The organism is Dyadobacter sp. 32, from assembly GCF_902506755.1.
Lineage (GTDB): Bacteria > Bacteroidota > Bacteroidia > Cytophagales > Spirosomataceae > Dyadobacter.
This window is the reverse complement of the sequence record NZ_LR735258.1, coordinates 3924707-3950156: the sequence shown is the minus strand read 5'-3', so window position 1 is coordinate 3950156 and position 25450 is coordinate 3924707. Positions and strand designations below refer to the sequence as shown.

Sequence of the window (25450 nt, the reverse complement as noted above, 5' to 3'; positions counted from 1 at the left end):
TTTCAGTTTAGCGTAAAGTTTGGTTTAATTCTGTAATACCCGCCGTCGGAACGGTGGTGTTCATGCTCAGGGGTTGATCCATAATGGATTTGAAAAGATCGTTGTTAAGAATCAGGGAAAAGGCCATGCCGATGATGATGCCGGATAAAATCAGGTTCCAGTTCAGCTTGGAAACCTTTAGAAGCTCCGTAAGGATGAATGCGATCGTTAGAAAGATGAAAACGATGATGAGCTGCCCTATTTCAAGTCCCACGTTAAAACCGAAAAGTGGATTCAGGATGCTTGCTTCTTTGCCCAGCAAAGCCCTGAGGTAGTTGGAAAAGCCCAGGCCATGGACCAGGCCAAAGAATAAAGCCAGCGGAAACCTGGAACTGTAACTATTTTCCTGAGGGCGGTATGTGGATTTAGGTACTTTATGAAACAGGTTGATAAAGGCGGTGATCAGTATGGTGACCGGGATCAGAAGCTCGATCACATCCGGACGGATGGTGACCATTCCGAGCGTGGCGAGTGCCAGTGTTACCGAGTGACCGATTGTAAATGCTGTAACAAGGATCAGCACCTTTTTCCATTCCACCAGCGTGTAAATGGTACAGAGTGCCATAATGAACAGGATGTGATCGTATCCGTTGGAATCGGTGATATGGTCAAAACCAAGTTGTAGGTAGGCAAGGAATTCGGACATTGAAGGCATTGAAGAGCTGAGCGTACACGAAAATAAATAAATTCGAAGTTATTCCATTATGCCCGTTATTGCAATTTTTTGAATCAAATAGCTCTTTTGCTCTGTTTTATTCGAGATATTGATCGTTTTGCCGAATAATATTAGCAGAACATACGCGCTGTCGCAGGGGAAAAACCATAAAAAGACCGGAAGCATCTGCTCCCGGCCTTTCGAAATTCTGACACCAATTATAAGAAGATTTAGTAATCTGTATTTTGAGGATCGAAGTTGGTCCAGCCGGTAGTCCAGTCTGTGGTTCCAAAAGCGCCAATGTATGTATTTGCTTCAAAGCCCGCTGGAAGCGTCACGCCACCTGTTAGCAATGGAGATCCTGTTTGTGGAAGTACTTTCACTCCTGTTCCAAGTGTGTTGTAAGCGGGGTCTAGTTTGAGTGTTGCAACATTTGTTCCAAAAATATTTTTGCGCGCAGCATCTTTGAGCATCGTAGTGTCGCCGGTAACAATTCCCTTTGACATACCAGCTAATATCAAACCTCTGTAATCTGAACGGCCAACCTTGAAGTTGTTCATGGTAGAGTCACCTTCCAGTTCCAGGCCACCCTTTGGATAGGCACCAGAAACGACGGAGTTGTAAATACTTACAGCTGAATTACGGCGGATACGGAATGCCGAGCGATATTTGGCATTTACGGCACCGGGAGCGATGAAAATACTGATGTTACTAAATTTTGCATTTGTCTTCGGGGTTGCTCCAGAACCTGAGGCATCATTATCTGATTCAAATCCATTGGAATCTGAGCAAGCGCATTGATCGGCAACAGCAGGGTCTCTAAGGGCTAAACCATACTGAACATTACCTCTGTAACCCCAGTCTGTATCGAAATCGTCGTCCAAATTCCTGTAGGAAACAAGGTGTTTAGCATTCACAGTTCCACCGAACCATTCATATGCATCATCACCGCTGTATGAGACCTGAATGTAATCAATTGTGGTTCCTGACCCAACACCACCGAACGTCAATCCGTTGATTTCTTTATCTGTTTCAAATCCAATACCTGCAAACTCAATCCTTACATACTTTAGGGTTCCTGAGTTGTCCGCAGCATCCGTTCCACCAAAAGTAGATACATTTTCTCCTTCAATAGTTGCCGGAGTTTTATTCACCGGAGCTTTACCAAGTAAAATAATTCCACCCCAGTCGCCATAATTACGAGCCCCTTTTGCTGCAGAAGAGGTAAAAACGATTGGTTTAGCAGCTGTACCTTCTGCCATAATCTTCGCTCCTGGTTGAATAATTAACGATCCTTTTGTAAGCTTATCACCTTTAATAATTGTTCCTGGCTCAATTGTCAAAATGGCGTTGTTCTCAACATATACGAATCCCTCCAGGATATATTTGTTTATCGCCTTCCAGGTCGTTGCTGTGGATATTTTACCCTTAACAATAATTGTTTCGCCTACGGGATTTACTGGTGCCGGTTCTTCACCATCGTCGTCTGTCTTACAGGATACTATTGCTGTTGAAAAGGAGATTACAAGCAATGCAAGTAACCATGTTGTCAGTTTTTTCATTATTTTACTTTGGTTTAAAAGAAATTGTTTGTGTTGCTTAGTTGTGTTCAAAGTGTGTAACGGAGCCCAATCATAGAATAAGAACCTCTTCTATACTGTTGATAAGTGCCGTCCGCGTTTGTGATCTTGTTATCCCGGTTGGTATCCTGGATTAGGCGGAATGGTTGGTTTAACAAATCCTGAATACTCGCGCGGATTTCAAGACGCTTTCCTATGGCTTTAATGATGTTAAGATCAATAACGTGGCGAGGCATTTCGAAAATGTTCGCACTCACAACATCATCACCAATCATGTATATACGCTTTCCAATAACATTGTAGAGTGCATTTACCTGCAATCCTCTTGTATCGTCATTGTAGAATAACCCGGTATTGATCAGGAAAGGCGACTGACCTTGCAGATATCGGTCCTGGCTACCGGTTGTGATGTTTGTTTTTACGTCACTGGTGATGAGGGATGCATTAAGTGTCACCAGCATTTTGCTCAGGAAGTTAGCATTTTCGGTATTTGAAAGTGCCTTTCTTACTTCAAGCTCCACGCCCCGGGCATACGCCGTTTTAGCATTTTGAACAGTGAAAGCAACAGTACTTCCATTGTAGAATATGGCAGCCTCAATGGGGTTCTTAAATGTTTTATTAAAAAATGACACGGTGATCAGCTCACTTTTACTAGGGTAAAATTCATACCGAAGGTCGTAGTTCTGAATGGTTGCATTTACCAGATTCGGGTTCCCTTTTCTTGAAACATCGAAGTTGAAGTCATAATAGGTGCTCGGAGACAACTCTCTGAATTCAGGACGGTTAACCGTAGTGCTGTATGCAGCCCGAACACCATGCCTTTCATTAAGTTTGTAGGTTAAATTCACAGAAGGTAGAGGGGTAAATACCGGTCGGTCCACATTTACCTCAATTCCTCCTCCTCTTTCAAAACCCTGAAGTTGTTGACGGTTGTATTCTCCACGGAAGCCCACAGTTGCATTGAGGTGCTCCGTAACCGGCCAGAAAAAAGAAGCGTAGCCTGCTGCCATTAAATTTTGAGCAGTATACTTGTCGTCAAAGTTGGTTCCTTCGGAATAATACACCTTGGTGCTTCCTAGATTGGAGGGAGTAAAAAACTGCTCGGGGGTCAACGTTAAAAACTCATCAGTCAACCGATTAGGATTTACAATTCCAAACCAGCGTGCAGAATATTTCCGGTCTTTATACTCTACATAAGTACCTGTGGTAAGCTTGGCTTGCATTTCAGGGTTTTCCTTTTTGCTTCCTATTGCATGTTCAACAAAAACGGTTCCCGTACCCACTATTTCACCCAATCGAGAGTAAAAACGCGCCGCCTGTTGTAAAGTCGGGCTCTCGAATTGCTGAAGGTTCATGATGAAAGGTTGCTGGGTGCCGCTTTCACGAGTTGAAGTATACCTGCGAAAATCAGGCTCGTTGCGGTAAGTGTATCCAGCTCCACCAATCCATTTAAGTTTGGTTTTTTTACTAAGCTCATGCGTACCACTTAGCTGTCCGGAGTAGATGCTTCTGGTTTCATACCGAAAAGCACCATTGTTATAGTCCAGATTGTTTTCAAGGCTTTCCCCCCCGCGCAAAACGGTCTCTTTGTTTCCCATCTGGTTGAAGAGATTCCGGAATTCGATCTTGTTTTTTGGATTGAGGATAAATGCCCAGTTGGACATCACGCCCAAACGGGCATTTTCTTGAAACAATTGATCGTTGAATGTTTGTATCCGCAGAGCCGATGCGTCGAAACGGTTTTGTGTTACTGCATTATTGACCCTTGTGAGGGAGTAATTTACATAGGAGGTATTTGTTACTTCCACGTCTTTTATAAAAAACCTACGGCTAAAATTGATCCCTCCACGCCAGTCTGGTACCACAGAGACTGATTTAGGTGCGTAATAATCGGGTAGCTGCTGGAAACGGTTAATAATGTTGTCGGTGCTGGCGTTCAGGACTACAGCCCTTCTGTTCGGGAAGTTATCTGGCAATGTACGGGTGCCATTCTCAATGCCAAGAAATTCGAGCGCGCCACCGGGGTGGCTCACAGCAGATTTAAACGTTGTTCCACCCCTGTAACCAGCTGAAAAATTAACCGAAAAACTGTTCCCATCCGGAACGGTCTTCGTGTAAATTTTGATGGCTCCGCCACTCACATCCCCTGGCAAGTCGGCCGATGCTGACTTGAATACCAGCATCCGGTCAATTGCTGATGAAGGTATAAGGTCAAAGGAAAAAGATTTGGTATCGACCTCGGTCGATGGTGTGATAATGTCATTGAGTAAAACGGTGTTGTATCGCTCATTTAACCCGCGAACCACAATAAAACGATCATCGGAAATAGAAATCCCCGGTACCCTGCGGATAACGGCTGATGCATCCCTGTCCTGCGTTCTCTGTATTTGCTGGGCCGAGATGCCCACAGCGATTTGCTGAACCTGTTTGATTTCTGTAATGACAGAAACCTCACTATCCGTGCGGCGCTGGGTTTTTATTACAACCTCCTGTAAAGTTTGATTGTCTTCGGCCAGAGAGGTAGTGATAATAGTGGATTTGTCTGCCTCAACTCTGACATTATCCAGCGCTTTTGTGGCATACGAAACGTAGCTTATCTGAATTTTGTAGGACCCTGCTGCAATATTTGTGATTTCAAAGTTTCCGTCGACATCGGTAACGGATCCGATGGGAGCGCTAGCGCCTAGAACCTGAACCGTAGCGCCAATAATGGCTTCGTTGCTTTTCTCGTCTTTGACTGAACCCTTAATGGAGCCTACCTGCCCAAGGCATAAGGTAGCTGTGAAAAAAAGAAGGGAGAATGTAGTAATTAGATGTTTCATACTTAGGTGTCATGTTTTCGACAGCAAAAGTAGATCGGTTATGTTACCTCAGCGTTAAGGCAGTATTATGACTTGGTTATTACGAATTTGTCATTGAATTGGGATGAAGTTGATTGGTCGGGATTGTGACGATTTACTCAATGAGACCATTGCCTATTCTTACAAAAGGTTTTTCCAGGTCGTGAACGAACCCATTGACCACAGCATACTTTATCCTTCCATCTTTTTTTAGAACAAAAGTTGCGGCATCGTCAAGAGCCGGTGTGCCGGAGGGGGGGGATTTTTTATTGAGGATGTGCAGTGGCACCTGGATGGGTTCTGTGCCGGGTACCTTTGCATCGAGCAGAATATATGTATAGCCTTCTTTTAGAAGCGACCAGGCTTTCTCCTGATTAAAAAATGTCAGGTCCTTGTATTTTACCGGATGCACCTTGCCGGCTTCAATTTCCATACCTGCGGCATCCAATTCCTCCGTTCCCGAAAAAATGGACAGATCTCCATATTCTTCAATGATACTTTTGTAGAAAAATGAATGGGCATCATGCTGGTTCACTTCATAGCGATTGATTCCGACATCGGTTTTGTATTTTTTTCCATCCCTTTCTGCGGTCACATTTTTAATGAGCAGGTCGTAAATGTACCGGCTGTTTTCTTTTAGTGCGCGGTACTCCTCGCGGCCTTCGTTTACAAAAGTGTTATTTGCAATCGAGCCCAGGCCAGTAAGGATGGCGATGAAGTTAAGTTTACGGATAAATTGTTTCTCCGGATCGCCTGCGTACCCTCCCGATTCGATCAGGATCAGCGTCGTTCCCCATTTTTGAATATTATCTCCGAATGCCCTGGGTTCAAAATCCTCATTCCATTTTCCAACCTGTCCCGGAATGAAATTCTGCAGCGCCCGGTTCATCACGGCGATCACCTGCATGGACTTTTCCCTTACGCTGTTTACATTCTTTTCCTGATCATAAGCGGTTGCTAAAAAGGACACGGTGGCAAGCTTGGCTGTGTTTCCTACCGAATAACGCGGGTTCTTGTCATGCAGGTTAAATCCGAATTCGGGCTGTAAGGTTTGTTGCAAATTTTTCAGGATGACGGATTCCGGGGCCTGCAAAGCAAGTGCGTCCCGGTTGATATCTATTTCCTGTGCATTGCGTCGCTGGTACCGCTCTGCCCCATCAGGGTTGAGCATGGGTACAAAGTAAAGCGTTGTGTTTTTCATTATATCATTTCTGAAGTCATCCAAGCCATCCTGTGTGCCCTCCAGAAAATTCAGGATGTCGAAGGTGGCCATGGTGGCGGTGGGTTCATCGCCATGCATTTGCGTCCAGAGTAGAATTTTTTTTGGCCCTGTACCCACTTTCAGCATTTGAATGTCCCGTCCCTCAAATGAACTGCCCACAGACGTAATCGTGTACAGTTTATTCTCTTTACGCCTGGCAATGAGTGGAAGAATGTCTTTTTGCTTGAAACGCCGCTGTGTGAGCAGTGTTTCTCTATATTGCTGATGAATATCGAAAAGACGGTTGGCCAGTTCGTTGGTTTGGGCTACGGATTGTATGGTAGACAAGGTGATCGCAAGAAAAATGAGTGGTAAAAAAACAGTATTCATAAGCCCGGATTTGAATTGGTTCTTCTTCAACAACCACTGCACGGGGTACGGTAGGTGCCAGAATACTTTGCAAGGTACAAAAGAATGGTTTTGGAGAAAAAGTATCCAACCGTAAAGCAGAAAAATGAGAGACCTTGCCTGCCATGCCGTTCAGCTGGAAATAGACCTTACCCTATGGCAATTGGAATGCCGATTTTTTCAATCAAAAAAAATTGAGAAAATTTTAACATTTATTTGTCGAACAGGTTGTCATCGTTCCCAAAGTTTTGTTAAATTTGCATCATGTTAATAGTTGAAACATATCATCGTTTACATCAAAGCCAACGGGCTTTCGGACGTCTTGGGTGATGTGTTTTTGCAAGTAGTGTTGTAATAAGGTTGAATACATAGTATCCCAGAGGCCCGATTCCGAAAAGAATCGGGCTTTTTTGTTCGTGGGTTCAACGTTCGCCACCATTCATTCCGGCTATTTATTGTCATAGACAAAATGAAAACTGTAATCATTAAATACAATGCAGGCAATGTCCAGTCGGTCATGTACGCCCTGGACCGGATTGGGGTCGGCTATACCTACACCGATGACGAAGAGGAAATCAGGTCAGCGGACAAGGTGATTTTTCCAGGGGTGGGGGAAGCCAGTACCACCATGGCCTATTTGCGTGAAAAGGGATTAGATAAGCTCATTCCTTCCCTAAAACAGCCGGTATTCGGCACATGCATAGGCATGCAGTTGATGTGCAGGTTTTCTGAGGAAGGCAATACCAACTGCATGGGGATTTTTGATGTAGATGTGAGGCGATTTCCGGCTACGCCCGGTTTTAAAGTTCCGCACATGGGCTGGAATGATATTTCGGAATACAGGACTCCGCTGACCAAAAACGTTGAAGACAATGCCTATGTGTATTTTGTCCATAGTTATGCAGCACCTGTTTGCGAGTTTACGGTGGCGCAATGCAACTATATTCAACCTTTCAGTGCCATGTTGCAGAAGGACAATTTTTATGCCGCCCAGTTTCACTGCGAGATCAGTGGTAATGTAGGACAGCGTATTATTGAGAATTTTTTAGCAATTGGTTTCTGAAGACCAGGTTGGTCCGAAGGAACGGGCTGACCATCTACCCTTTTACAAATTTACCTTAATCATTATCAATTGTCCTCTGTCAGTTGTCAACTAAAAGTAACATGATCCAAATTATTCCCGCCATAGACATGATCGATGGAAAGTGTGTCCGGCTTACGCAGGGCGACTATGGCAAAAAAACCATATACAATGAAAATCCGCTCGAGGTTGCTTTGGAGTTTGAGGACGCCGGATTGAAGCGTCTGCACCTGGTGGACCTGGATGGGGCGAAAGCAAAAAAGGTAATCAATTGGAAGGTTTTGGAAAAAATAGCATCCAAAACTTCCCTGCATATCGATTTTGGCGGAGGGGTGCAGTCGGAGGACGACATCAATATTGTGTTTGAAAGCGGAGCAAAACAAGTGACGGGTGGAAGTGTTGCCGTGAAGCAGCCAGCACTTTTTGAACATTGGCTCGAAGTTTTCGGTGGTGACAGGATCATACTGGGAGCGGATGCCAAAAATGAAAAAGTGGCCGTGAGCGGATGGGAGGAAGGTACTGAGCTTTGGGTGTATGATTTTGTAGAAAAGTACGTGGAGAAAGGGATCAAATATGCAATTAGTACAGATGTAGCCAAGGATGGCTTGTTACAGGGCCCTTCTTTTGATCTCTATAAAAATATTCAGGATAAGTGTCCCGATCTTCAGATTATCGCCAGCGGTGGTGTCAGCGGCATTGAGGATGTGGAAAAGCTCGCTGAAATGAACATTTATGGGGTAATCATTGGGAAGGCAATCTACGAGGGCAGAATTAAGCTGGCTGAATTAACGCGCTTTTTTGATGGAAATCTATGATGTGATCCGGGGAGAATATCTGATCAGCACCAATAAGGCTTTGCTGGATTTTGGTGTGATCCACGGATTTTTGTCCAGAAGTTACTGGTCACCCGGTATCTCTCCCGACATTGTGAAACGTGCCGCGGAAAATTCTGTCACCTTCGGTGTTTATCATGGAAATACGCAAGTGGGTTACGCACGGGTAATTTCAGATCGTACGACCTTTGCCTACCTGGCCGATGTATTCATTGTCGAAGAGGAGCGAGGGAGGGGTTTGTCCAAATGGCTGGTGCAAACAATCTTGCAAACGCCATTTCTTCAGGGCTTGAGGCGATGGATGCTTGCCACAAAGGATGCACACGGGTTGTATGTGCAACAAGGATTTATCCCACTGGAGGATCCGACTATATTTATGCAAATTAGCAAGCCCGATATTTACCTCGAAACAGAAAGGAAATAGAATTTTATGTTAACGAAGAGAATTATCCCTTGCCTGGATGTAAAAGATGGCCGAACGGTAAAAGGTGTCAATTTTGTAAATCTCAGGGATGCTGGTGATGCCGTTGAGCTGGGTGCCATGTATGCTGCGCATGGGGCCGACGAGCTCGTGTATCTGGATATCACAGCTACCGTCGACGGGCGGTCCACTTTTATCGAACTGGTGCGGAGAGTTGCGCACAGCATCAACATTCCGTTTACGGTGGGAGGGGGGATTTCTTCGATTGCCGACGTCTCGGCTCTACTTCATGCCGGGGCCGACAAAGTGTCGATCAATTCAGCGGCGGTTCGCAATCCCGACCTGATCAATGAGTTGTCCCTCGAGTTTGGAAGTCAGTGTATTGTGGTGGCCATTGATACGCGATACATTACAGTGGATTCCGGCACGGAGCATATCGTGCATACCCATGGGGGGCGAAAACCCACCGAGCTGCGCACTATTCCCTGGGCCAGGGAAGTGGAAGACAGAGGGGCTGGTGAAATTCTGCTCACTTCCATGGATACCGACGGCACCAAAAATGGCTTTGCTCTGGAACTTACCGCAACTGTCTCAGGCCAAGCCAATATTCCGGTAATAGCCTCGGGCGGTGCCGGTACCATGGAGCACTTCTACGATGTATTCACAACCGGAAAGGCGGATGCCGGCCTGGCTGCCAGCATTTTTCACTTTCGGGAAATTGATATTCCGGATTTGAAGCAATATCTCAGGTCGCGGGAACTTCCCATGCGAATGACCATCTGATATTGATCAAAACCGGATACCTTTGATAAAATAAGACAAGCCAGGCAAAATAAGATTGTTAATCTGCTGGCTCATAAGAATTAATTTAGGTGGAGAAGACAAATCCGCTGTTTATCTCAATGCATATTCTACCGATGAACCGAAGTATTTCAACCATTGACTTTACAAAATCTGCCGACGGGTTGATACCCGCCATATTGCAGGATGACACGACGGGTGTCGTTTTGATGCTCGGCTATATGAACGCCGACGCGTTGCAAAAGACGCAACAGGAAGGCAAAGTCACTTTTTTCAGCAGAAGCAAACAGCGCCTGTGGACCAAGGGCGAAACTTCGGATAATTATCTTTATGTGAAGGATATACTCGTGGACTGTGATGGTGATACGATTCTGATTAAGGCGTCTCCGGCCGGCCCCACATGTCATACGGGCGACGATACTTGTTTTGGGGAAAAAAATGACCAGGATACCCGTATCGGGGAGGCCGCCTTTCTCAATTATTTACAAAAGCAGATCATTCGGGAAAGAAAACTTAACCCTGTATCGGACTCCTACACAAGTAGTTTATTCAACAGAGGGATCAATAAAATCGCTCAGAAAGTCGGTGAAGAAGCTGTGGAAGTTGTTATCGAAGCTAAAGACAATGACGATAATCTTTTCAAAAATGAGGTGTCGGATTTGTTATTTCACCTGCTCGTACTTTTGGAGCAGAAAAATATTGACTTAGACGACGTAATTGGCGTACTTCGTAGCCGTCACCATTAAAACCCATTCGCAATGAATTTACTTATCCGTCTTGTAATCAGTACCTTGGCTATCCTTGTGGCGGGCCACCTTATTCCTGGGATCCATGTGGCCAGCTTAACTACAGCCATTGTTGTCGCCATTGTACTGGGTATTTTGAATACATTTTTAAAACCAATACTGCAAATCCTTGCCTTACCAATCACGATATTAACCTTAGGCCTTTTTTACTTTATTGTCAATGCACTGATCATTTATCTGGCGTCTAAAATGGTGGATGGGTTTGTGGTCAGTGACCTGATAGCTGCTTTGCTTTTTAGCCTGGTAGTTTCGGTTGTTTCCGGTATCCTTGGTATGTTTTTGGATTGAGGGTTTTAACACTTCGTGTGGAGTGTTAAGCAGATCAATATGAATCGAAAATGACAAATTATGCTCAGTCAACTTGAAGACATAAAAGACACCCTTTTTAAATATTTCGAAACGCGTATCGATCTGTTTAAAATTGAGACCAGGGACCGTATTGAGCGAGCCGTTATTATGGCCATATATGCGTCACTGGCACTCAGTATCGCTCTGGTTGTTTTCATTCTGATAGTCATCTTGCTTGGTACATTCCTTAATAAATGGCTGAATAGTGATTATCTTGGGTATGTAATCCTGTTGGGTGTCTTCGTCCTGAAATTGGTTTTGTGGATTGTCTTCCGGGAAAAGTGGATCAGTGTGATCCGTGCTGTGATTGTTCGACTGATGAAGAGCAAAGAGGATTGATACACGAATGGCCCGGGTTGGCCTGATGACATTTGTTTTTAAGAAATTTATGAAGATTCTTCTCAAACGGATTTAAAAAAGGTATTGTATGAGTTCTCACATCGATTCTTCTGTTAAATTGTCCAAACCCTTTTCCTCAGATACTGTTGAAGAAAAGGAGGATCTACTCAGAGAGGCCGGCCTTTATCGCGATAAACTGGAATCACAATGGGATGGTTTAAAAACCAATGCGTCGGAATATGGAAAGCAGGCTCTGATCATCTCCGGGGTGATTGCTGCCAGCTACTTGGTTACAAACGCGCTGTTTTTAAATAAAAAAGGACCAAAGGAAATACCTGACGAGCCCGAAAAACCCGTTGTAAAACAAAAAGTTTATAAAAAGAAAAGTAGTTTTGCAGTTGGAGACGCAGTGAAGAGCCTGGCCTGGACTATGGCAATAGGCTGGGCACGTAAAAAGCTACAGAATTATATTGCAGATGATCGAAAACCGGATGAAAATATCAAATCACAAAATAGCTGATGTTCTTTTGAGTCGGAAAGCGGCAAAAAGGAAATCATTTGCTATTCTCCTGGATCCCGATAAAGTTGACCTTGGTACTTTTCCCGAGTTTTTAAAACAAGCTGAAAGTCAGCATGTTGATTTCTTCTTTGTAGGTGGGAGTTTGATTACCCATTACGCCATTGATGCACTCGTAGCTGCCATCCATGAACATACCCGGATTCCGGCGATTTTGTTTCCCGGTAGCAGCCTTCATATTGATCCTTCTGCGGATGGTATTCTATTGCTGTCCCTGATTTCGGGCCGGAATCCTGACCTGCTGATCGGACAGCATGTGATCGCTGCACCACTACTTCGGAAAAGTGGTATTGAAGTGCTGCCAACAGGGTATATGTTGATAGAAAGCGGGAGGCAAACAACCGTTTCCTACATCAGCAATACCATGCCCATCCCCAGGGATAAGCCCTCTATTGCAGCTTGCACCGCTATGGCAGGTGAGCTCTTAGGCCTTCGGAACATATTTCTGGACGCCGGCAGTGGCGCACTGTACCCAGTTCCCGCCGACACCATCAGAGCAGTACGTTCTTCCGTAGATACACCGATCATCGTTGGCGGTGGGATCAATTCCTTTGAAAAAGCACATAATGCCATGGAAGCGGGGGCAGATGTCATCGTGGTAGGTAATGGGATTGAGCAAAATCCAGGACTTTTACCTGAAATCGCAGCTTGTGTGAAAGCATACAATGCAACATTGGAAAATGCGTATTAGAAAATTTCCGCATAGAATTGAACAAAACAAAGAACTTTCGATATTTTCTAAGGAAATTTTAAGTTCTTGGAAAAATACAATCCAAAACGTTGGGATAATTGATATTTATCATATTACCTTTGCATCGAACCTTAATTACACCCAAAGAATGAAAAAAATATTTGCACTTGCGTTTGTTGCCGGGATGGTAGCTTTCGCTTCTTGTACTAGCAAGCCTGCTGAAGAAGGTGCTGCTGATTCATCTGTTGTTGTTGAAACCCCTGCGGTTGATACACTTGCTGTTGATTCATTGGCAACTGACACTACTGCTGCTGATACAACTACAAAATAATTCAACTCAGGTTGACGATTTTGGAAAAGCCTTATTTATAGGGCTTTTCTTTTTTTTGTGCAGGGTGTAGATAATCAATGGGTCATTTTGGATAGCCGCAAATAGCTGCCTGGAATCGATGCAGATTTCTGACTAGAAAATAAGGAGGTGAGGTCAACAGATTAGCGTAACGTACAGGTCTGATAGCAATTTAAAGTGGTGCCAGAAAGCGTATGGAAAATAAAATGTCCTTTGAACCTCATGTTCCCCATCTGGCTTATGCGTATTGCCGGGAGCTTCACCGGCAGTATAAATTCGATTTTTACCTTTCCCGCCCTCGACGCAGCCGTCTGGGAGATTTTACTACGAAACCGGGATTTACGCCACGAATCACCGTCAATGTGAATCTTAATCCCTATAATTTCCTGATCACTTACATTCATGAAGTGGCGCATTGCTCGGTTTACAGGCAGTTTGGGGGTCTTCGCAGGAAGAAGGTTGCCCCTCATGGTTTGGAATGGAAGCGGGAGTTTACCAGATTGTTGCATCCGGTCATGAACGAGGAGATATTCCCGGCAGATATTCTACAGCCTCTCTTGCGGTACGCAATAAACCCAAAAGCGTCCACCGGTGCGGATCATGTGCTCTACAATGCTTTAAAAAAATATGATGATCAGTCGTTTCAATTGAATAAAGTTGCATTATTACACCTTATAGAAGGCACAAGCTTCGTTTTTCAAAACAGGCTCTTTACAAGAGGCACTTTGCGACGTACCAGGGTACTCTGTACCGATAAAGTTTCGCAGCGCCGATATACAATTCCTGCCCATGCACTGGTTGAGGTATGTTAAAGAATGGAGGTTTTTGAGAACAATACTTTGCTATTGGGCCATGCTTCTTGTTTCCGGATCGGTCTTTGCGCAGGAGTCCTCCGTACTGGCCACCGGTAACTGGTACAAGCTTGCGGTGACCAAGAGCGGGATTTACCAAATCGATAGCAAGCTGCTTGGGGAAATGGGCATCGATATTTCCGGTCTGAACCCCGATCGGATTCAGATATACGGTAATGGTGGCCGGCTACTTCCTCAGAGAAATAATTTGCCAAGACCTCAGGATCTGATTCAGAATGCTATCCAGGTCAAAGGCGAAGCGGACGGTCGTTTTGACGCCAGTGATGTCATCTTTTTTTATGCAGAAGGTCCTGCAACAGTGCGCTATGACTCGCTGAAAAAAAGTCTTACCCACCAGATTCACACTTATTCAGACACCAGTTATTACTTTCTTTCTATTGGAGACAACAAGGGACTGCGGGTGACGAATCAGGAAAGCCTGCCACAAACGAGTGGAAACCTTACCACGCAATTTGACGATTACTGGTTTCATGAAAGTGAAACGGTTAACCTTCTCCGTTCCGGCCGGGAATGGTGGGGAGAATATTTGGGGAATTCGTCGGGCTTTGAAATTCAGGCCAATTTTCCCGGATTGGTCCCTTCCTCAGAAATGACGCTTTTTACTTCGGCAATCGCCGCCGCTCAGGTTCCCACCCGTATGCTGTGGCAGGTGAATGGACAAAACGCGGGAGAGTCGAAAATGGGAACCGTGGTGAAAAACCAATACGATCTTTATGGCGTGTACGACAGCAAAGGTGTGCGTACCGACGACGTGTTCAAATTAAGCGCGCAGGGGACCGGGGCGGTAACTATGCGGGTCAATTATGATAAAAGCGGACAGTCATCCGCCCAGGCCTACCTGAACTTCATCGCTTTACAGGTTAAGCGGGAACTTCGTCCGGTGGCAGGCATGCAACAGATATACCGCTTTCTTCCCGGGGCCGCGGACGCTGTTACTTATCAGTTAAAAGATATTTCGGCTGGCTGGCGGTGGTGGAACATCACAGAACCGCACCGGGCCAAACTTGCCGTTGTTGGAAACGATGGCATTTTTTCTGAAAATTCCGGGAAGCTTTTTCGGCAGTTTGTTGGTTTTGACGATGCCCATGCATTCAAGCCGGCTTCCTGGCAAAAACTCCAAAACCAGAACATCCGGCAGGCAGAACCCTCCGACCTTCTGATTATCTCCTCCCGCGAAATGCTTGGGGAAGCTGAGCGACTGGCAGCTTACAGAAGAAGCCATGATAAACTGGACGTGTCAGTGGTGACTACCGATCAGGTTTACAACGAGTTTGCTTCAGGTATGACCGATGTTACGGCCTTGCGTGACTACATCCGGCACATGTATCTTACATACCCTGAGAAATTGAAATATGTGTTGCTACTTGGAGATGCTACCTACGATTATCGCAATAAGCTTCAAAATCAATCCCAATTACAAAAGAACGTATGGGTTCCGGTATATGAAAGCCGGGAATCGTTAATTCCCGTGTATACCTACTCCTCAGACGATTACTTTGGAATGATGGGAGAAGCCGATGGCGACTGGGTTGAAAGCAATAGCGGAGATCATCTCCTTCAGATAGGCATTGGGAGGCTACCTGTTAAATCCGCCTCCGAGGCTCGGGTTGTAGTGGATAAGCTGATCAACTATGATTCTTCAACATCCCTGGGCAAATGGAGAAACACCATTCATTTTGTGGCGGATGATGGCGATGGAGGGATACATCAGAAACATGCAGATCTGCTCGCGACCCAGGTTCAGGAGGAATTTCTTTCGTCACGTATATTCCTGGATGCTTTTCCACAAACCACCACCGAGTACGGACAAAAGGTTCCGTCTGTTAACAAAGCCATTCAATCCTGCATTTCGGACGGTACGCTCGTACTTAATTATACAGGCCATGGCGGAACATCGGGTTGGGCAGAAGAGCAGGTGTTGACGATGGGGGAGATGCAGTCGGCACGAGGGTATAATAATCTGCCCTTGTTGCTGACAGCCACTTGTGATTTTGGGAGGTTTGACGACCCCGGTTTGGTATCAGGCGGTGAGCTGATGGTACTGAGTCCCAGGGGAGGCGCTGTAGGTGCTCTGGGTACTACCCGTCCGGTGTTTTCCAGCACGAACTTTGTCATTAACCAGGCCTTTTATCAGGCTATGGTCGCTTTGGGTTCTTCGGCGAGGCTTGGAGATATTCTCAAGATGACCAAGAATAAAAGCCTGACGGGAAGCCTCAACCGTAACTTCACCTTATTGGGAGACCCTTCCATGCGCCTGGGTCGCGGGCAACAGCGTATAGGCTGGCTTGAAACTCCCGATACCCTGCGGGCACTTCAGAAGGTTTTGCTTAAAGGTGCCATTTTTGGTACCGAAGGGCAACCCGACATAGATTTCAACGGTACGGCCACTGTAACCATCTACGATAAACAGAGCAGCTTTAAAACACTGGGAGACAATCAGGGTACGCCTACAACATACAGCGAGTTTAGGAGTAAATTGTTTGAGGGGTTGGTAACGGTTAGAAATGGCGTTTTTAATTGTCAGTTTGTGATGCCAAAAGATATTAACTATCGTATGGGCATTGGTAGGGTGTCCGTATATGCCGTGAGACAGGACAGCCTTTCCGGTGCCTCGGGGCAGCTGAATGTGGTAATTGGTGGAGGTGTTGACGTGCAGGAGGATCGAAAACCGCCTGAAATCAGTGGATATATCCATACCCCGTCATTTCGTAATGGAGATGTGGTTCCGGCTTCGTCGTTGTTGTTTCTTCGGTTAGCTGACGAAAATGGCATCAATATTTCCCGTACCGGCATTGGACACGATATCCGAATGACCATCAATGACACGCTGACTGTCGCTCTGAACGATTATTACGTTGCCGATACAGATCAGTACAATGGCGGTACGATCCGCTACCCGTTTGAAAACTTGCCATCGGGGAATTATACTATTCGTATAAAAGTGTGGGACACACATAATAACTCATCAGAAATAGCGTTCGGATTTCAAGTAGACTTTGGAACCGGGATACAAATGACCAGTTATAAAGTGTATCCTAATCCGTTTGATAAGGAATTTTCATTTGAAGTAAACCATAACAGAGGTAATGAGGACATAGAGGTTGAATTGCAGGTGTTTCTTAAAACGGGGCAGCAACTTTTATCCTTACAATGGCAATATTATAATAGTGAGCCGATTATCAGGGAAACAATCCCATCTTTGCACTTGGATTCATTGAATTTTTCGGCTTACAGCTATCTGTATTCCTTGCAAATCCGGTCCATGAAGGACAATTCAGTCGCCAGGCGAACCGGGAAATTGTTGCGCATGCCCTAAGAATGGAGAAATGTTTTGTTTTTTTTTATTAATAAATATCTTTCGTCGTATTTTTGACCCTTTAAAAGAAGCAGAGTAACATCTCTTCCTATCGCAAATCCAATTTATATGAGACTATTTTTTGTTGGTTTATCTTCTTTACTTATCCTTTCCAATACCAGCCTATTTGCTCAAGGCGTCAGTGCAGACTCATTGAGAATACCAAGCTCTCCCCTGCAATTTTTGACTTTTGCACCCGACGCGCGTAGTGCCGCCATGGGAGAAGCAGGTGTAGCCCTAAGCGCAGATGCCAACTCTACCTATTGGAATGCTTCCAAGCTACCTTACACTGAAAAAGATTTTGGAGCCTCCATTTCATACACACCCTGGCTGCGAAATCTGGTAGACGACATGTGGCTGGGCTATGCGAGTGCTTACAAGAAGGTAGGAAAAAGACAGGTGATTGCTGCTTCAGTTAACTATTTCAGCAATGGCGAACTGGATTTGAGGACGGCAACCGGTGACCAGAACGGTTATTTCCAATCCACCGAGTTTGCGTTTAACGGTACCTATGCCACACAGTTAGGCAAGAATTTTTCTCTGGGATTAACCCTGAAATACATTTCCTCTAATCTGGCTGGTGCTGCTATTGTCAATAATGTTTCGTTAAAGCCAGCCAGAACCATGGCAGGTGATATCAGTGTTTATTACAAAAAACAACTGAAGAATGAAGATACCGGAGGTGACCTTACCTGGTCGCTGGGGGCGGTGCTTTCCAATCTGGGTGGTAAGATCAATTACGGTCTTTCGACAAAGGAGAGTTTTATTCCTACGAATATCAAAGTCGGTGGCGGGTTGTCTTTCACAGCTGATGGCCGTAACCGGTTTAACTTTATAGTGGATGCCAGCAAATTGATGGTGCCTACCCCAAGAGCCGGTGTAAATGTTTATGATGACAAAAACATGCTTTCTGGCGTATTTGGTTCATTCTCGGACGCTCCGGATGGCTTTAAGGAAGAGATCCAGGAAGTGGCCCTTTCTGTTGGTGGTGAATATTGGTATAATAATGTTTTTGCTGTTCGGGGCGGATACTTTGGAGAGCATAAAAACAAGGGCGGCCGTAAATTCTTTACCGCCGGAGCCGGAGCCAAATTCATGAAAAATTACGCAGTTGATTTTGCATATATGTTCCCTGTTGCTCAAAACAGTCCTCTTGCTCAAACATTGCGTATATCTCTCTCAATGTATTTGAACAATAAGGAAAAACTGGATGTGGGTGACGATAACTAGACATTCGAATTCAGATTAATTCATACGACGAATGGCATTTAACAGATGTCATTCGTTTTTTTATAGCGCATATTTATGTTTCCGGATCGTACAATTGCCCCTGATTTTAAGGTTATCAACACCATACACCTTGCCGAACCAAAGTCTCACGTTCTGGACAATGGAATTCCATTGCATGTAATCAACATTGGAGAGCAGCCGGTGATCCGGCTGGAGGTGATCTTTGATGCAGGTAACTGGTACGAGCCGGTGCAGGGAGCATCCTTCTTTGCGATCAAAATGATAGCAGAAGGGACGTCCAGAATCACTTCGTCAGAAATAAGTGAGGCTTTCGACAAGCTGGGCGCTTTCATCGACCTGACGCATTCTTCTGATCGCTCCGGTATTGTGGTTTATTGCTTATCACGGTTTTTGCCGGAGGTGCTGAGCCTGGTGAGTGAACTTATTCATGACTCAACCATTCCTGAAAAGGAACTGAGCGACCTGCGCAACATTACATTGCAGAATTTACGTGTAAATAAAGAGAAAACTGCCTACCTGGCGTCTACTGCATTGCGGGCTGTGCTTTTTGGCGCACAGCACCCTTATGGCCGCAGCCAGGATGAGGAGGTGATCCAAACCTTACCGTTAGAAACGATTAAAACCTATTTTGATCGTTTCATAAAGAACGGTAAAGCCGTAGTGGTGCTGGCCGGGCAGGTCCGGGATCATGATGTGAAATATGTCAATGAGTACTTAGGACAGCTCCCCGCAAATTCCGATATCTCCTCTGTTTCGCATGCGCCTGAAACGGATTATGCAGGCAAACAGATTTTGATAGAAAAGGAAGATAGTGTTCAATCTTCTATCCGGATGGGCCGGAGACTTTTTAACCGCCATCACCCCGATTATTTCAAAATGCTGGTTACCAATGAAATACTTGGTGGCTACTTTGGTTCTCGTCTGATGAAAAATATCAGAGAGGAGAAGGGCCTGACCTATGGCATATCTTCGAGTGTGGTCACGCTTTCGAATGAGGGATATTTTATGATCGGAACGGACGTTAAGAAGGAGTTTACGCAGCAGACCATTGATGAGATAAAGAAGGAAATTGGTATCCTTCAGACCGAATCAGTAGGGGACGATGAACTGAGGACGGTGAAAAATTTCATGGCCGGAGAGTTTACCGGCTCGTTGAACACCGCGTTTGAAGTGGCTGATCGCCGTAAGATTCTTTTGCTTGACGGACTGCCTGCTGATTTCTTCAATCGTTATATTGAGCAGATACATGCCACCACGGCTGCCGATATCCGGTATATAGCGTCTACTTATCTTCGGCCGGAAGATATGGCCGAGGTGGTAGTGGGAGGTAAATAGAGGTACTCAGGAAGGCTAAGCATTGTTCAATATCCATCAACTTTTAGCCAGGGCCTCTTTGTATGCTTTAAGGCAACGCTCCCGTGCCATTTTATGATCCACAATGGGGTCGGGATAATTGAGGCTGTTTAGCTCCGGGACCCATTTTCGGATGTATTCACCTTTGGGGTCAAATTTCTCAGCCTGTGCCGTAGGGTTGAAAATGCGGAAATAGGGTGCCGCATCAGTGCCTGAACCAGCCGCCCATTGCCAGCCGCCGTTGTTCGCGGCAAGGTCATAGTCGAGCAGTTTTTCGGCAAAATAGGCTTCGCCCCACCGCCAGTCTATGAGCAGGTGCTTGGTAAGGAAGCTTGCCACTACCATACGAACCCTGTTGTGCATGAAGCCGGTGGCGTTAATCTCATGCATTCCGGCATCTACAAGCGGATAGCCAGTTTGCCCCTTACACCACAATTTGAACTCGGCTTCATTATTTCTCCATTTGATGCGGTCATATTCCGGCCGGAAAGCTCGTCCCTCGCCAACCTGTGGGAAATTCCAAAGGATTTGTTGGTAGAAGTCGCGCCAGATGAGTTCATTAAGCCAGGTGTCGCTGGTTTCAAATGCCTTACGCGCTAGATCCCGGATGCTTACGGTGCCAAAGCGCAGGTGAATCCCAATATGTGTGGTGCCTGGCTGAGCAGGATAGTTGCGGCGATCCTCATATTTTTCAAGCACATCATTGCTTATCTTTTGCGAAGGGAAAGCACCCTGGGCACGTTCGAATCCAATCTCCCCGATACTCGGAATGGGCCGTGGTTGCGTCTGAAAGAAGCGGTTGAAGTATTTTTCTGTAGGGTAAGACGAAAGAAAAAAGTCGTTGCATTTGGCTTTCCAGGCCCGGCTGTAAGGAGTAAATACCGTGTAAATTGTATTTTGGCCTGTCTTGATTTCGTCTTTTTCAAATAAGACCTGATCTTTGTAGGTCTTGAAGCCGATGCCCTTATTTTTTAAAAGAGCTTCGATCTGGGTATCTCTGGTTTTCGAATAAGACTCGTAATCATGATTGGTATAGACTGCTCCGAGTTGAAATTCTTCTGTTAATTCTTCCCATATTTTTTCCGGTGTTCCATAGCGGATCAGCAGATCGGAACCCTGTTCTGCCAGGCTGGATTGTAGATCCATCACGGTTTCATGGATAAATGTTACCCGTTTGTCATGGCGATCATTTAGTTTTTCAAGAATATTTTTATCAAAAATAAATAAGCAGAGTACCGGAAGACCGGATCTTAGTGCATGATACAAACCGGCATTGTCGTGAAGCCTCAGGTCTCTGCGATGCCAAAAAATGGCTATTTTTTGTTTGTTCTGAGAAGTCATTTTGGTTATAGTGCTTTGGTGCCGGAAATCACATACATCATTGCGCCACCGGCAGAATGGTATTTGTTGGCGTCAATATTACGAAGCATTCGCTCGCCCAGATGTGCATATTTCCTCTTGTAGTTTTCGTAAAATTCAAGGCTTTCGTGCCCCATGACACGGAAATAGTCGTAATCCGTAAAAAGTCCGTTGCTCCATGTATTTCCGGTTTGCCATTGCTTCATCGTAGCCACTTGCTCGTCTGTGTTGTAAGGCGGGTACATGGCAATGGCCTTGTCCGATAGTCTTACTTCGACATGCTCAAAACCTGCTTGTGACAAAAAACCGGGTACCAGATCACCCAGCGAGTTATCACCCAGTCCAAGTTTTTTCTTTCCTCTTTCAAAGATGAGCGCATATCTCACATGATCCAGGACTTCTTCGATAGGATCGTTCATTGAAACAGAGCTTTGGGTGAGACTTTGAACCAGGTTATTCGGTTCGACACAAAGGATTGTTCCTCCGGGTTTTAGGACTCGTTTCATTTCTCTGATTACCTGGTTAGGGTCCTGTACGTGTATCAAAAGCGTCTGGCAGGTTACCAGGTCGAACTGGCAGTCATCATAGGGCAATTCATGCGCGTCTCCTTTTTTAAGTTCAAATTCTATGCCCGCATCGCCGAAGAAATCTCTGATCTCGTCCTCTCCCTTGGACCACTTTTTATCATTATCTACCCCACATATCCTGGCAGGAGTACCCAGGTAACGGGATAAAAGCTTACTCCAGTGACACTGGCCGCAACCGACATCCAGCATTTGAAAATGATTGTTGAGCTGCAGCCGTTTAGCCAGTAGATTCAAAAAGCTTTCATTCCACCAAAAATCCCGATATGTACCAAAAAAATCCTCAGAATGCCCTTTACGCTTTGTATTTTTAGTTCTCATAGTATATTTACATCACCATGGCATTATTAAGTATGCGCACCGGTCGTTTTAAAGCAACAAGATTATGGTTAGTATAATTCGTTGCGGCAAAAGTACCGGTTGTCGGAGCGCGATCATCGCCATTACACAACTTTTTATTCCAATTAACCATGAAGATTCAATTAACGATCCTGTTCAGTCTATTCTGCCTCGTTGCACTGGGACAGAAAAAAGAGGATAAAAAAGAATGGAAGCAGCTTTTTAATGGCAAAAATCTGGACGGCTGGGATCTGAAAATCAGGGGGTACGATCTGAATGATAACTATAAAAACACGTTTAGGGTTGAAGATGGTAAAATGGTGGTTCGGTACGATGGTTACGATGACTTCAAGCAGAAGTATGGACACATTTTTTACAAAGGCGACTTCTCCTATTACCGGGTGGCCGTTGAATACAGGTTCGTTGGTGAGCAGGCTCCCAAGGGGGAAGGCTGGGCCTGGCGAAATAGTGGGATAATGGTGCATGGGCAGCCGGCGGCTAGCATGGGCAAGGATCAGGACTTTCCTGCTTCCATTGAGGTGCAGCTGCTGGGTGGAAACGGAAAAAGGAGAACTACCTGTAACCTGTGCACGCCCGGAACCAATGTGGTGATGGATGGGAAACTCATTACGCAGCACTGTATCAATTCTACTTCCAAGACTTACGATGGTGATCAGTGGGTGCGTGCAGAGGTGTTGGTTTTGGGCGACTCTTTGATTCAGCATTTCGCCAACGGTGAAATGGTGCTTCAATACAACAAACCGCAGCTTGGCGGGGGCAATGTAAGTGGCCATGACGCATCACTTTTGATTGCGGGCAAACTGCTGGATCATGGCTCCATTTCGTTGCAAAGTGAAAGCCACCCGGTGGAATTCCGTAAAGTGGAAATTCTCGATTTGAAAGGATGCACGGACCCAAAGGCGACAAATTTCAAGTCTTATTATGTAAAGTCGGACAATTCGGCCTGTACGTACAAGAAGAAGCGGTGAGCTTGGGAGAATTAAGAATTAAGAATGAAGAATGATAACAGCAAACGGCGTTTTTGGGGCGCCGTTTGCTGTTTGGTCTTTATCTCAATTTCATCAACTACAATCTCACAATCTCTGCGCCAATGGCGTTGAGACGCGTGTCTATATTTTGATACCCCCTATCGATCTGTTCAATATTGTCGATGATACTTACTCCCTTTGCGGAGAGGGCAGCGATAAGCAGCGCTACACCTGCACGGATATCTGGTGACGTCATTCGTATACCACGCAATTGCATTTCACGATTATGGCCGATTACTGTAGCACGATGCGGATCACAAAGAATAATCTGTGCACCCATTTCGATTAGCTTGTCCACAAAGAAAAGGCGGCTTTCGAACATTTTTTGATGAACCAATACGGTTCCCTGAGCCTGCGTAGCCGTTACCAGAATAATGCTCAACAAATCAGGGGTAAATCCTGGCCAGGGAGCATCCGAAACCGATAAGGTAGATCCATCCAGGTAGTTCTCGATGCGGTAGTGGTCCTGTGAAGGGATGTAGATATCATCTCCCCGAAATTCCATTTGGATACCCAGTCGCTGGAATACGTCGGGTATGATGCCCAATTCGGGAATCTGACAATTTTTAATGGTGATCTCGGATCTGGTCATGGCCGCAAGTCCGATGAAACTGCCTATTTCGATCATGTCTGGTAGCATGGTGTGTTCGGTGCCATGCAGCTCGCTGACTCCCTCTACCACCAGCAGATTGGAAGAGATGCCGGAGATTCTGGCACCCATCCTGTTCAGCATTTTACACAGTTGCTGAAGATAGGGTTCGCATGCTGCATTGTAAATGGTGGTGGTTCCTTCCGCCATAACCGCCGCCATCAGCACATTGGCTGTTCCGGTGACAGATGCTTCGTCCAGGAGCATGTATGTGCCTTTGAGGTTGGCAGCATCTACTTTGTAAAAACCGCCGTCTTCGCCATCATAACTAAAAGTAGCTCCCAGCTTTTCAAAACCAAGAAAGTGTGTGTCCAGCCGTCTGCGACCGATTTTGTCGCCGCCTGGACGAGGAATCCTTCCTTTTCGGAAACGACCAAGCATGGGCCCTAACAGCATGACAGACCCACGCAGGGCTGCCGCTTTCTGGCGGAATGAATCCGACTCCAGGTAATCCAGATTAATATCATCTGCTTCAAAACGAATGGATGATTCGCTTAACCGGGTGCGCCGTACACCCAGATCGCCCAGCAGATTGATGAGCTGATTTACATCACGGATATTAGGAATATTTTTTATGGTTACCGGTTCCTTTGTCAACAAAACCGCGCAGATAATTTGCAGTGCTTCATTTTTAGCGCCCTGCGGCTCTATTTCTCCTTTTAATTGTCTGTCTCCGGTTATTTTAAATGAGGCCATATTCAGTTTGGTGCAGCGGTAAGCCACATGTTTGTACAACGATTTTTAAACAAAAAGCCGACAGCGATTCGATCTGAAAGACCAAATTTACGCTACCGGTTCTTTACGAAACTTTTGATTTTCGAATTTTCTAAATACCCGGTTTTTTACGGTTCCGGTTATTATTATTGTTGTTGTTCCTTCCGCCAAACTTGTTGTTATTATTGGGTCTGTTCCGGTTAGGATTATTGCCTTGATTATTGGGGCCCTGGCGTTCCTGATTGTGGCTTGGCTGAGCTTTGAATCCACCCTGATGATTCGCACGCCGCTCCTGATTGCTGTTCCGGTCTTTGGGCGCGGCGTCTACGGGGCCATTTTTACGAATCGAGTCAATCTCGTCTTTTAATTTGCCCTTGGAAAGTTGCTCCAATTGCCCGAGCAATACGTGATCTTCGGGATTATCCTTGTTCCATGTATTGAAGAACGAGCGCATCAATCGAAAAATGTAGGAAACAAATGCCAGCCGGTCTTCGTCATTTTCGGTCTGGATTGCTTTTTCAAGCAACAGATCAATATTTCTTCCGTAGTGTCGATACGTGAGATTCCGTTGATTGTAGCCAACTGTCAATGGTTTTTTACCAAGGGATTCCTTCGATGGCGGTGGATAAGGACTGTCCACATCAAGTTCAAACCCCGACATGATGTAGAGATCATCCCACAGCTTATTGGTGTAATCCTGGTTGTCCCTCATGTTTGGATGAATCTGACGCATCAGCTCAACCAATATATTTGCGTACAGATTGCGTTTAGCCTTGTCTTCGATCTTAACAATGTGATCGGCAAGTTTTTGTACGTTACTTCCGTATTCTTTCAAGTGTTTGAATTTTTTTATATAATCACAAAAATAGAAAGTTTTTACCGAAAGAAAAGGGCTCCGGGAGAGAAAAGGAAGCGCGGCCTGTCCGGAACGAAGGTTTCTCAACAGGCATTCTTTT

The 25450-nt window shown here is 45.3% G+C and carries 23 protein-coding genes; 15 read left to right on the top strand and 8 right to left on the bottom strand.

What is annotated here, in order from left to right; genetic code table 11:
* Positions 1 to 7: 7 nt before the first annotated feature.
* The 4 genes from DYADSP32_RS15975 to DYADSP32_RS15960 form a co-directional block, all read right to left on the bottom strand.
* The gene (locus DYADSP32_RS15975; RefSeq protein WP_149241806.1) at positions 8 to 685 is read right to left on the bottom strand and encodes a HupE/UreJ family protein; all 678 of its coding nucleotides are present in this window, start codon (positions 683 to 685) and stop codon (positions 8 to 10) included.
* 239 nt (positions 686 to 924) lie between these two features.
* Positions 925 to 2256, bottom strand: a complete 1332-nt coding sequence (locus DYADSP32_RS15970; protein WP_149241807.1) for a T9SS C-terminal target domain-containing protein — start codon at positions 2254 to 2256, stop codon at positions 925 to 927.
* A 47-nt stretch (positions 2257 to 2303) separates the two neighbouring features.
* Complete coding sequence (locus DYADSP32_RS15965) at positions 2304 to 5096, bottom strand: TonB-dependent receptor (RefSeq protein ID WP_149241808.1); 2793 nt, start codon at positions 5094 to 5096, stop codon at positions 2304 to 2306.
* A gap of 133 nt (positions 5097 to 5229) precedes the next feature.
* Positions 5230 to 6705 (bottom strand): M14 family zinc carboxypeptidase, encoded by a 1476-nt coding sequence (locus DYADSP32_RS15960; RefSeq protein WP_149241809.1) that lies wholly within the window; start codon positions 6703 to 6705, stop codon positions 5230 to 5232.
* A gap of 487 nt (positions 6706 to 7192) precedes the next feature.
* On the opposite strand from DYADSP32_RS15960, the gene hisH reads away from it, so the two are divergent.
* From hisH to DYADSP32_RS15890, 14 genes are all read left to right on the top strand, one after another.
* Positions 7193 to 7786 (top strand): imidazole glycerol phosphate synthase subunit HisH, encoded by a 594-nt coding sequence (gene hisH / locus DYADSP32_RS15955; RefSeq protein ID WP_149241810.1) that lies wholly within the window; start codon positions 7193 to 7195, stop codon positions 7784 to 7786.
* A 101-nt stretch (positions 7787 to 7887) separates the two neighbouring features.
* Positions 7888 to 8619, top strand: coding sequence for a 1-(5-phosphoribosyl)-5-[(5-phosphoribosylamino)methylideneamino]imidazole-4-carboxamide isomerase (gene hisA, locus DYADSP32_RS15950; protein WP_149241811.1), 732 nt, complete (start codon positions 7888 to 7890; stop codon positions 8617 to 8619).
* Positions 8606 to 9061 carry a GNAT family N-acetyltransferase gene (locus DYADSP32_RS15945; RefSeq protein WP_149241812.1) on the top strand — a complete coding sequence of 152 codons (456 nt, stop codon included), beginning with the start codon at positions 8606 to 8608 and terminating at the stop codon, positions 9059 to 9061. Before hisA ends, DYADSP32_RS15945 begins: the two co-directional genes overlap by 14 nt.
* Before the next feature lie 6 nt (positions 9062 to 9067).
* A complete protein-coding gene (gene hisF / locus DYADSP32_RS15940) occupies positions 9068 to 9841 on the top strand; it encodes an imidazole glycerol phosphate synthase subunit HisF (protein WP_149241813.1) in 774 nt (257 codons plus the stop codon).
* Between the two features lie 134 nt (positions 9842 to 9975).
* Positions 9976 to 10605, top strand: coding sequence for a bifunctional phosphoribosyl-AMP cyclohydrolase/phosphoribosyl-ATP diphosphatase HisIE (gene hisIE / locus DYADSP32_RS15935; RefSeq protein ID WP_149241814.1), 630 nt, complete (start codon positions 9976 to 9978; stop codon positions 10603 to 10605).
* 12 nt (positions 10606 to 10617) lie between these two features.
* Positions 10618 to 10953 (top strand): phage holin family protein, encoded by a 336-nt coding sequence (locus DYADSP32_RS15930; protein WP_149241815.1) that lies wholly within the window; start codon positions 10618 to 10620, stop codon positions 10951 to 10953.
* Positions 10954 to 11013: 60 nt separating this feature from the next.
* Positions 11014 to 11352: a phage holin family protein gene (locus DYADSP32_RS15925; protein WP_149241816.1), complete on the top strand. Its 339-nt coding sequence runs from the start codon at positions 11014 to 11016 to the stop codon at positions 11350 to 11352.
* 88 nt (positions 11353 to 11440) lie between these two features.
* A complete protein-coding gene (locus DYADSP32_RS15920) occupies positions 11441 to 11872 on the top strand; it encodes a hypothetical protein (protein WP_149241817.1) in 432 nt (143 codons plus the stop codon).
* On the top strand, positions 11844 to 12620 hold the full coding sequence (locus DYADSP32_RS15915) for a geranylgeranylglyceryl/heptaprenylglyceryl phosphate synthase (RefSeq protein WP_149241818.1): 777 nt from the start codon (positions 11844 to 11846) through the stop codon (positions 12618 to 12620). Before DYADSP32_RS15920 ends, DYADSP32_RS15915 begins: the two co-directional genes overlap by 29 nt.
* Positions 12610 to 12951: a hypothetical protein gene (locus tag DYADSP32_RS15910; protein WP_414617821.1), complete on the top strand. Its 342-nt coding sequence runs from the start codon at positions 12610 to 12612 to the stop codon at positions 12949 to 12951. The genes DYADSP32_RS15915 and DYADSP32_RS15910 overlap by 11 nt, the downstream gene beginning before the upstream one ends.
* A 224-nt stretch (positions 12952 to 13175) precedes the next feature.
* Positions 13176 to 13781: a hypothetical protein gene (locus tag DYADSP32_RS15905; RefSeq protein ID WP_414617820.1), complete on the top strand. Its 606-nt coding sequence runs from the start codon at positions 13176 to 13178 to the stop codon at positions 13779 to 13781.
* Positions 13782 to 13794: 13 nt separating this feature from the next.
* Complete coding sequence (gene porU, locus DYADSP32_RS15900; RefSeq protein WP_414617819.1) at positions 13795 to 17157, top strand: type IX secretion system sortase PorU; 3363 nt, start codon at positions 13795 to 13797, stop codon at positions 17155 to 17157.
* Positions 17158 to 17265: 108 nt separating this feature from the next.
* Complete coding sequence (gene porV / locus DYADSP32_RS15895; protein WP_149241820.1) at positions 17266 to 18426, top strand: type IX secretion system outer membrane channel protein PorV; 1161 nt, start codon at positions 17266 to 17268, stop codon at positions 18424 to 18426.
* Between the two features lie 75 nt (positions 18427 to 18501).
* Positions 18502 to 19782, top strand: a complete 1281-nt coding sequence (locus DYADSP32_RS15890) for a M16 family metallopeptidase (protein WP_149241821.1) — start codon at positions 18502 to 18504, stop codon at positions 19780 to 19782.
* 36 nt (positions 19783 to 19818) lie between these two features.
* Here the strand turns inward: DYADSP32_RS15890 and DYADSP32_RS15885 are convergent, their stop codons facing one another.
* Complete coding sequence (locus tag DYADSP32_RS15885) at positions 19819 to 21141, bottom strand: cryptochrome/photolyase family protein (RefSeq protein ID WP_149241822.1); 1323 nt, start codon at positions 21139 to 21141, stop codon at positions 19819 to 19821.
* Positions 21142 to 21146: 5 nt separating this feature from the next.
* Positions 21147 to 22064 (bottom strand): methyltransferase domain-containing protein, encoded by a 918-nt coding sequence (locus DYADSP32_RS15880; RefSeq protein WP_149241823.1) that lies wholly within the window; start codon positions 22062 to 22064, stop codon positions 21147 to 21149.
* Between the two features lie 149 nt (positions 22065 to 22213).
* Here DYADSP32_RS15880 and DYADSP32_RS15875 point away from each other — a divergent pair, with 149 nt between their 5' ends.
* Positions 22214 to 23071 carry a DUF1080 domain-containing protein gene (locus DYADSP32_RS15875; RefSeq protein ID WP_149241824.1) on the top strand — a complete coding sequence of 286 codons (858 nt, stop codon included), beginning with the start codon at positions 22214 to 22216 and terminating at the stop codon, positions 23069 to 23071.
* Positions 23072 to 23168: 97 nt separating this feature from the next.
* Here the strand turns inward: DYADSP32_RS15875 and murA are convergent, their stop codons facing one another.
* Together murA and DYADSP32_RS15865 are read right to left on the bottom strand one after the other, a co-directional pair.
* Positions 23169 to 24476: a UDP-N-acetylglucosamine 1-carboxyvinyltransferase gene (gene murA / locus DYADSP32_RS15870; protein WP_149241825.1), complete on the bottom strand. Its 1308-nt coding sequence runs from the start codon at positions 24474 to 24476 to the stop codon at positions 23169 to 23171.
* 130 nt (positions 24477 to 24606) lie between these two features.
* Complete coding sequence (locus DYADSP32_RS15865) at positions 24607 to 25437, bottom strand: DUF4290 domain-containing protein (protein ID WP_414617818.1); 831 nt, start codon at positions 25435 to 25437, stop codon at positions 24607 to 24609.
* Positions 25438 to 25450: the final 13 nt, after the last annotated feature.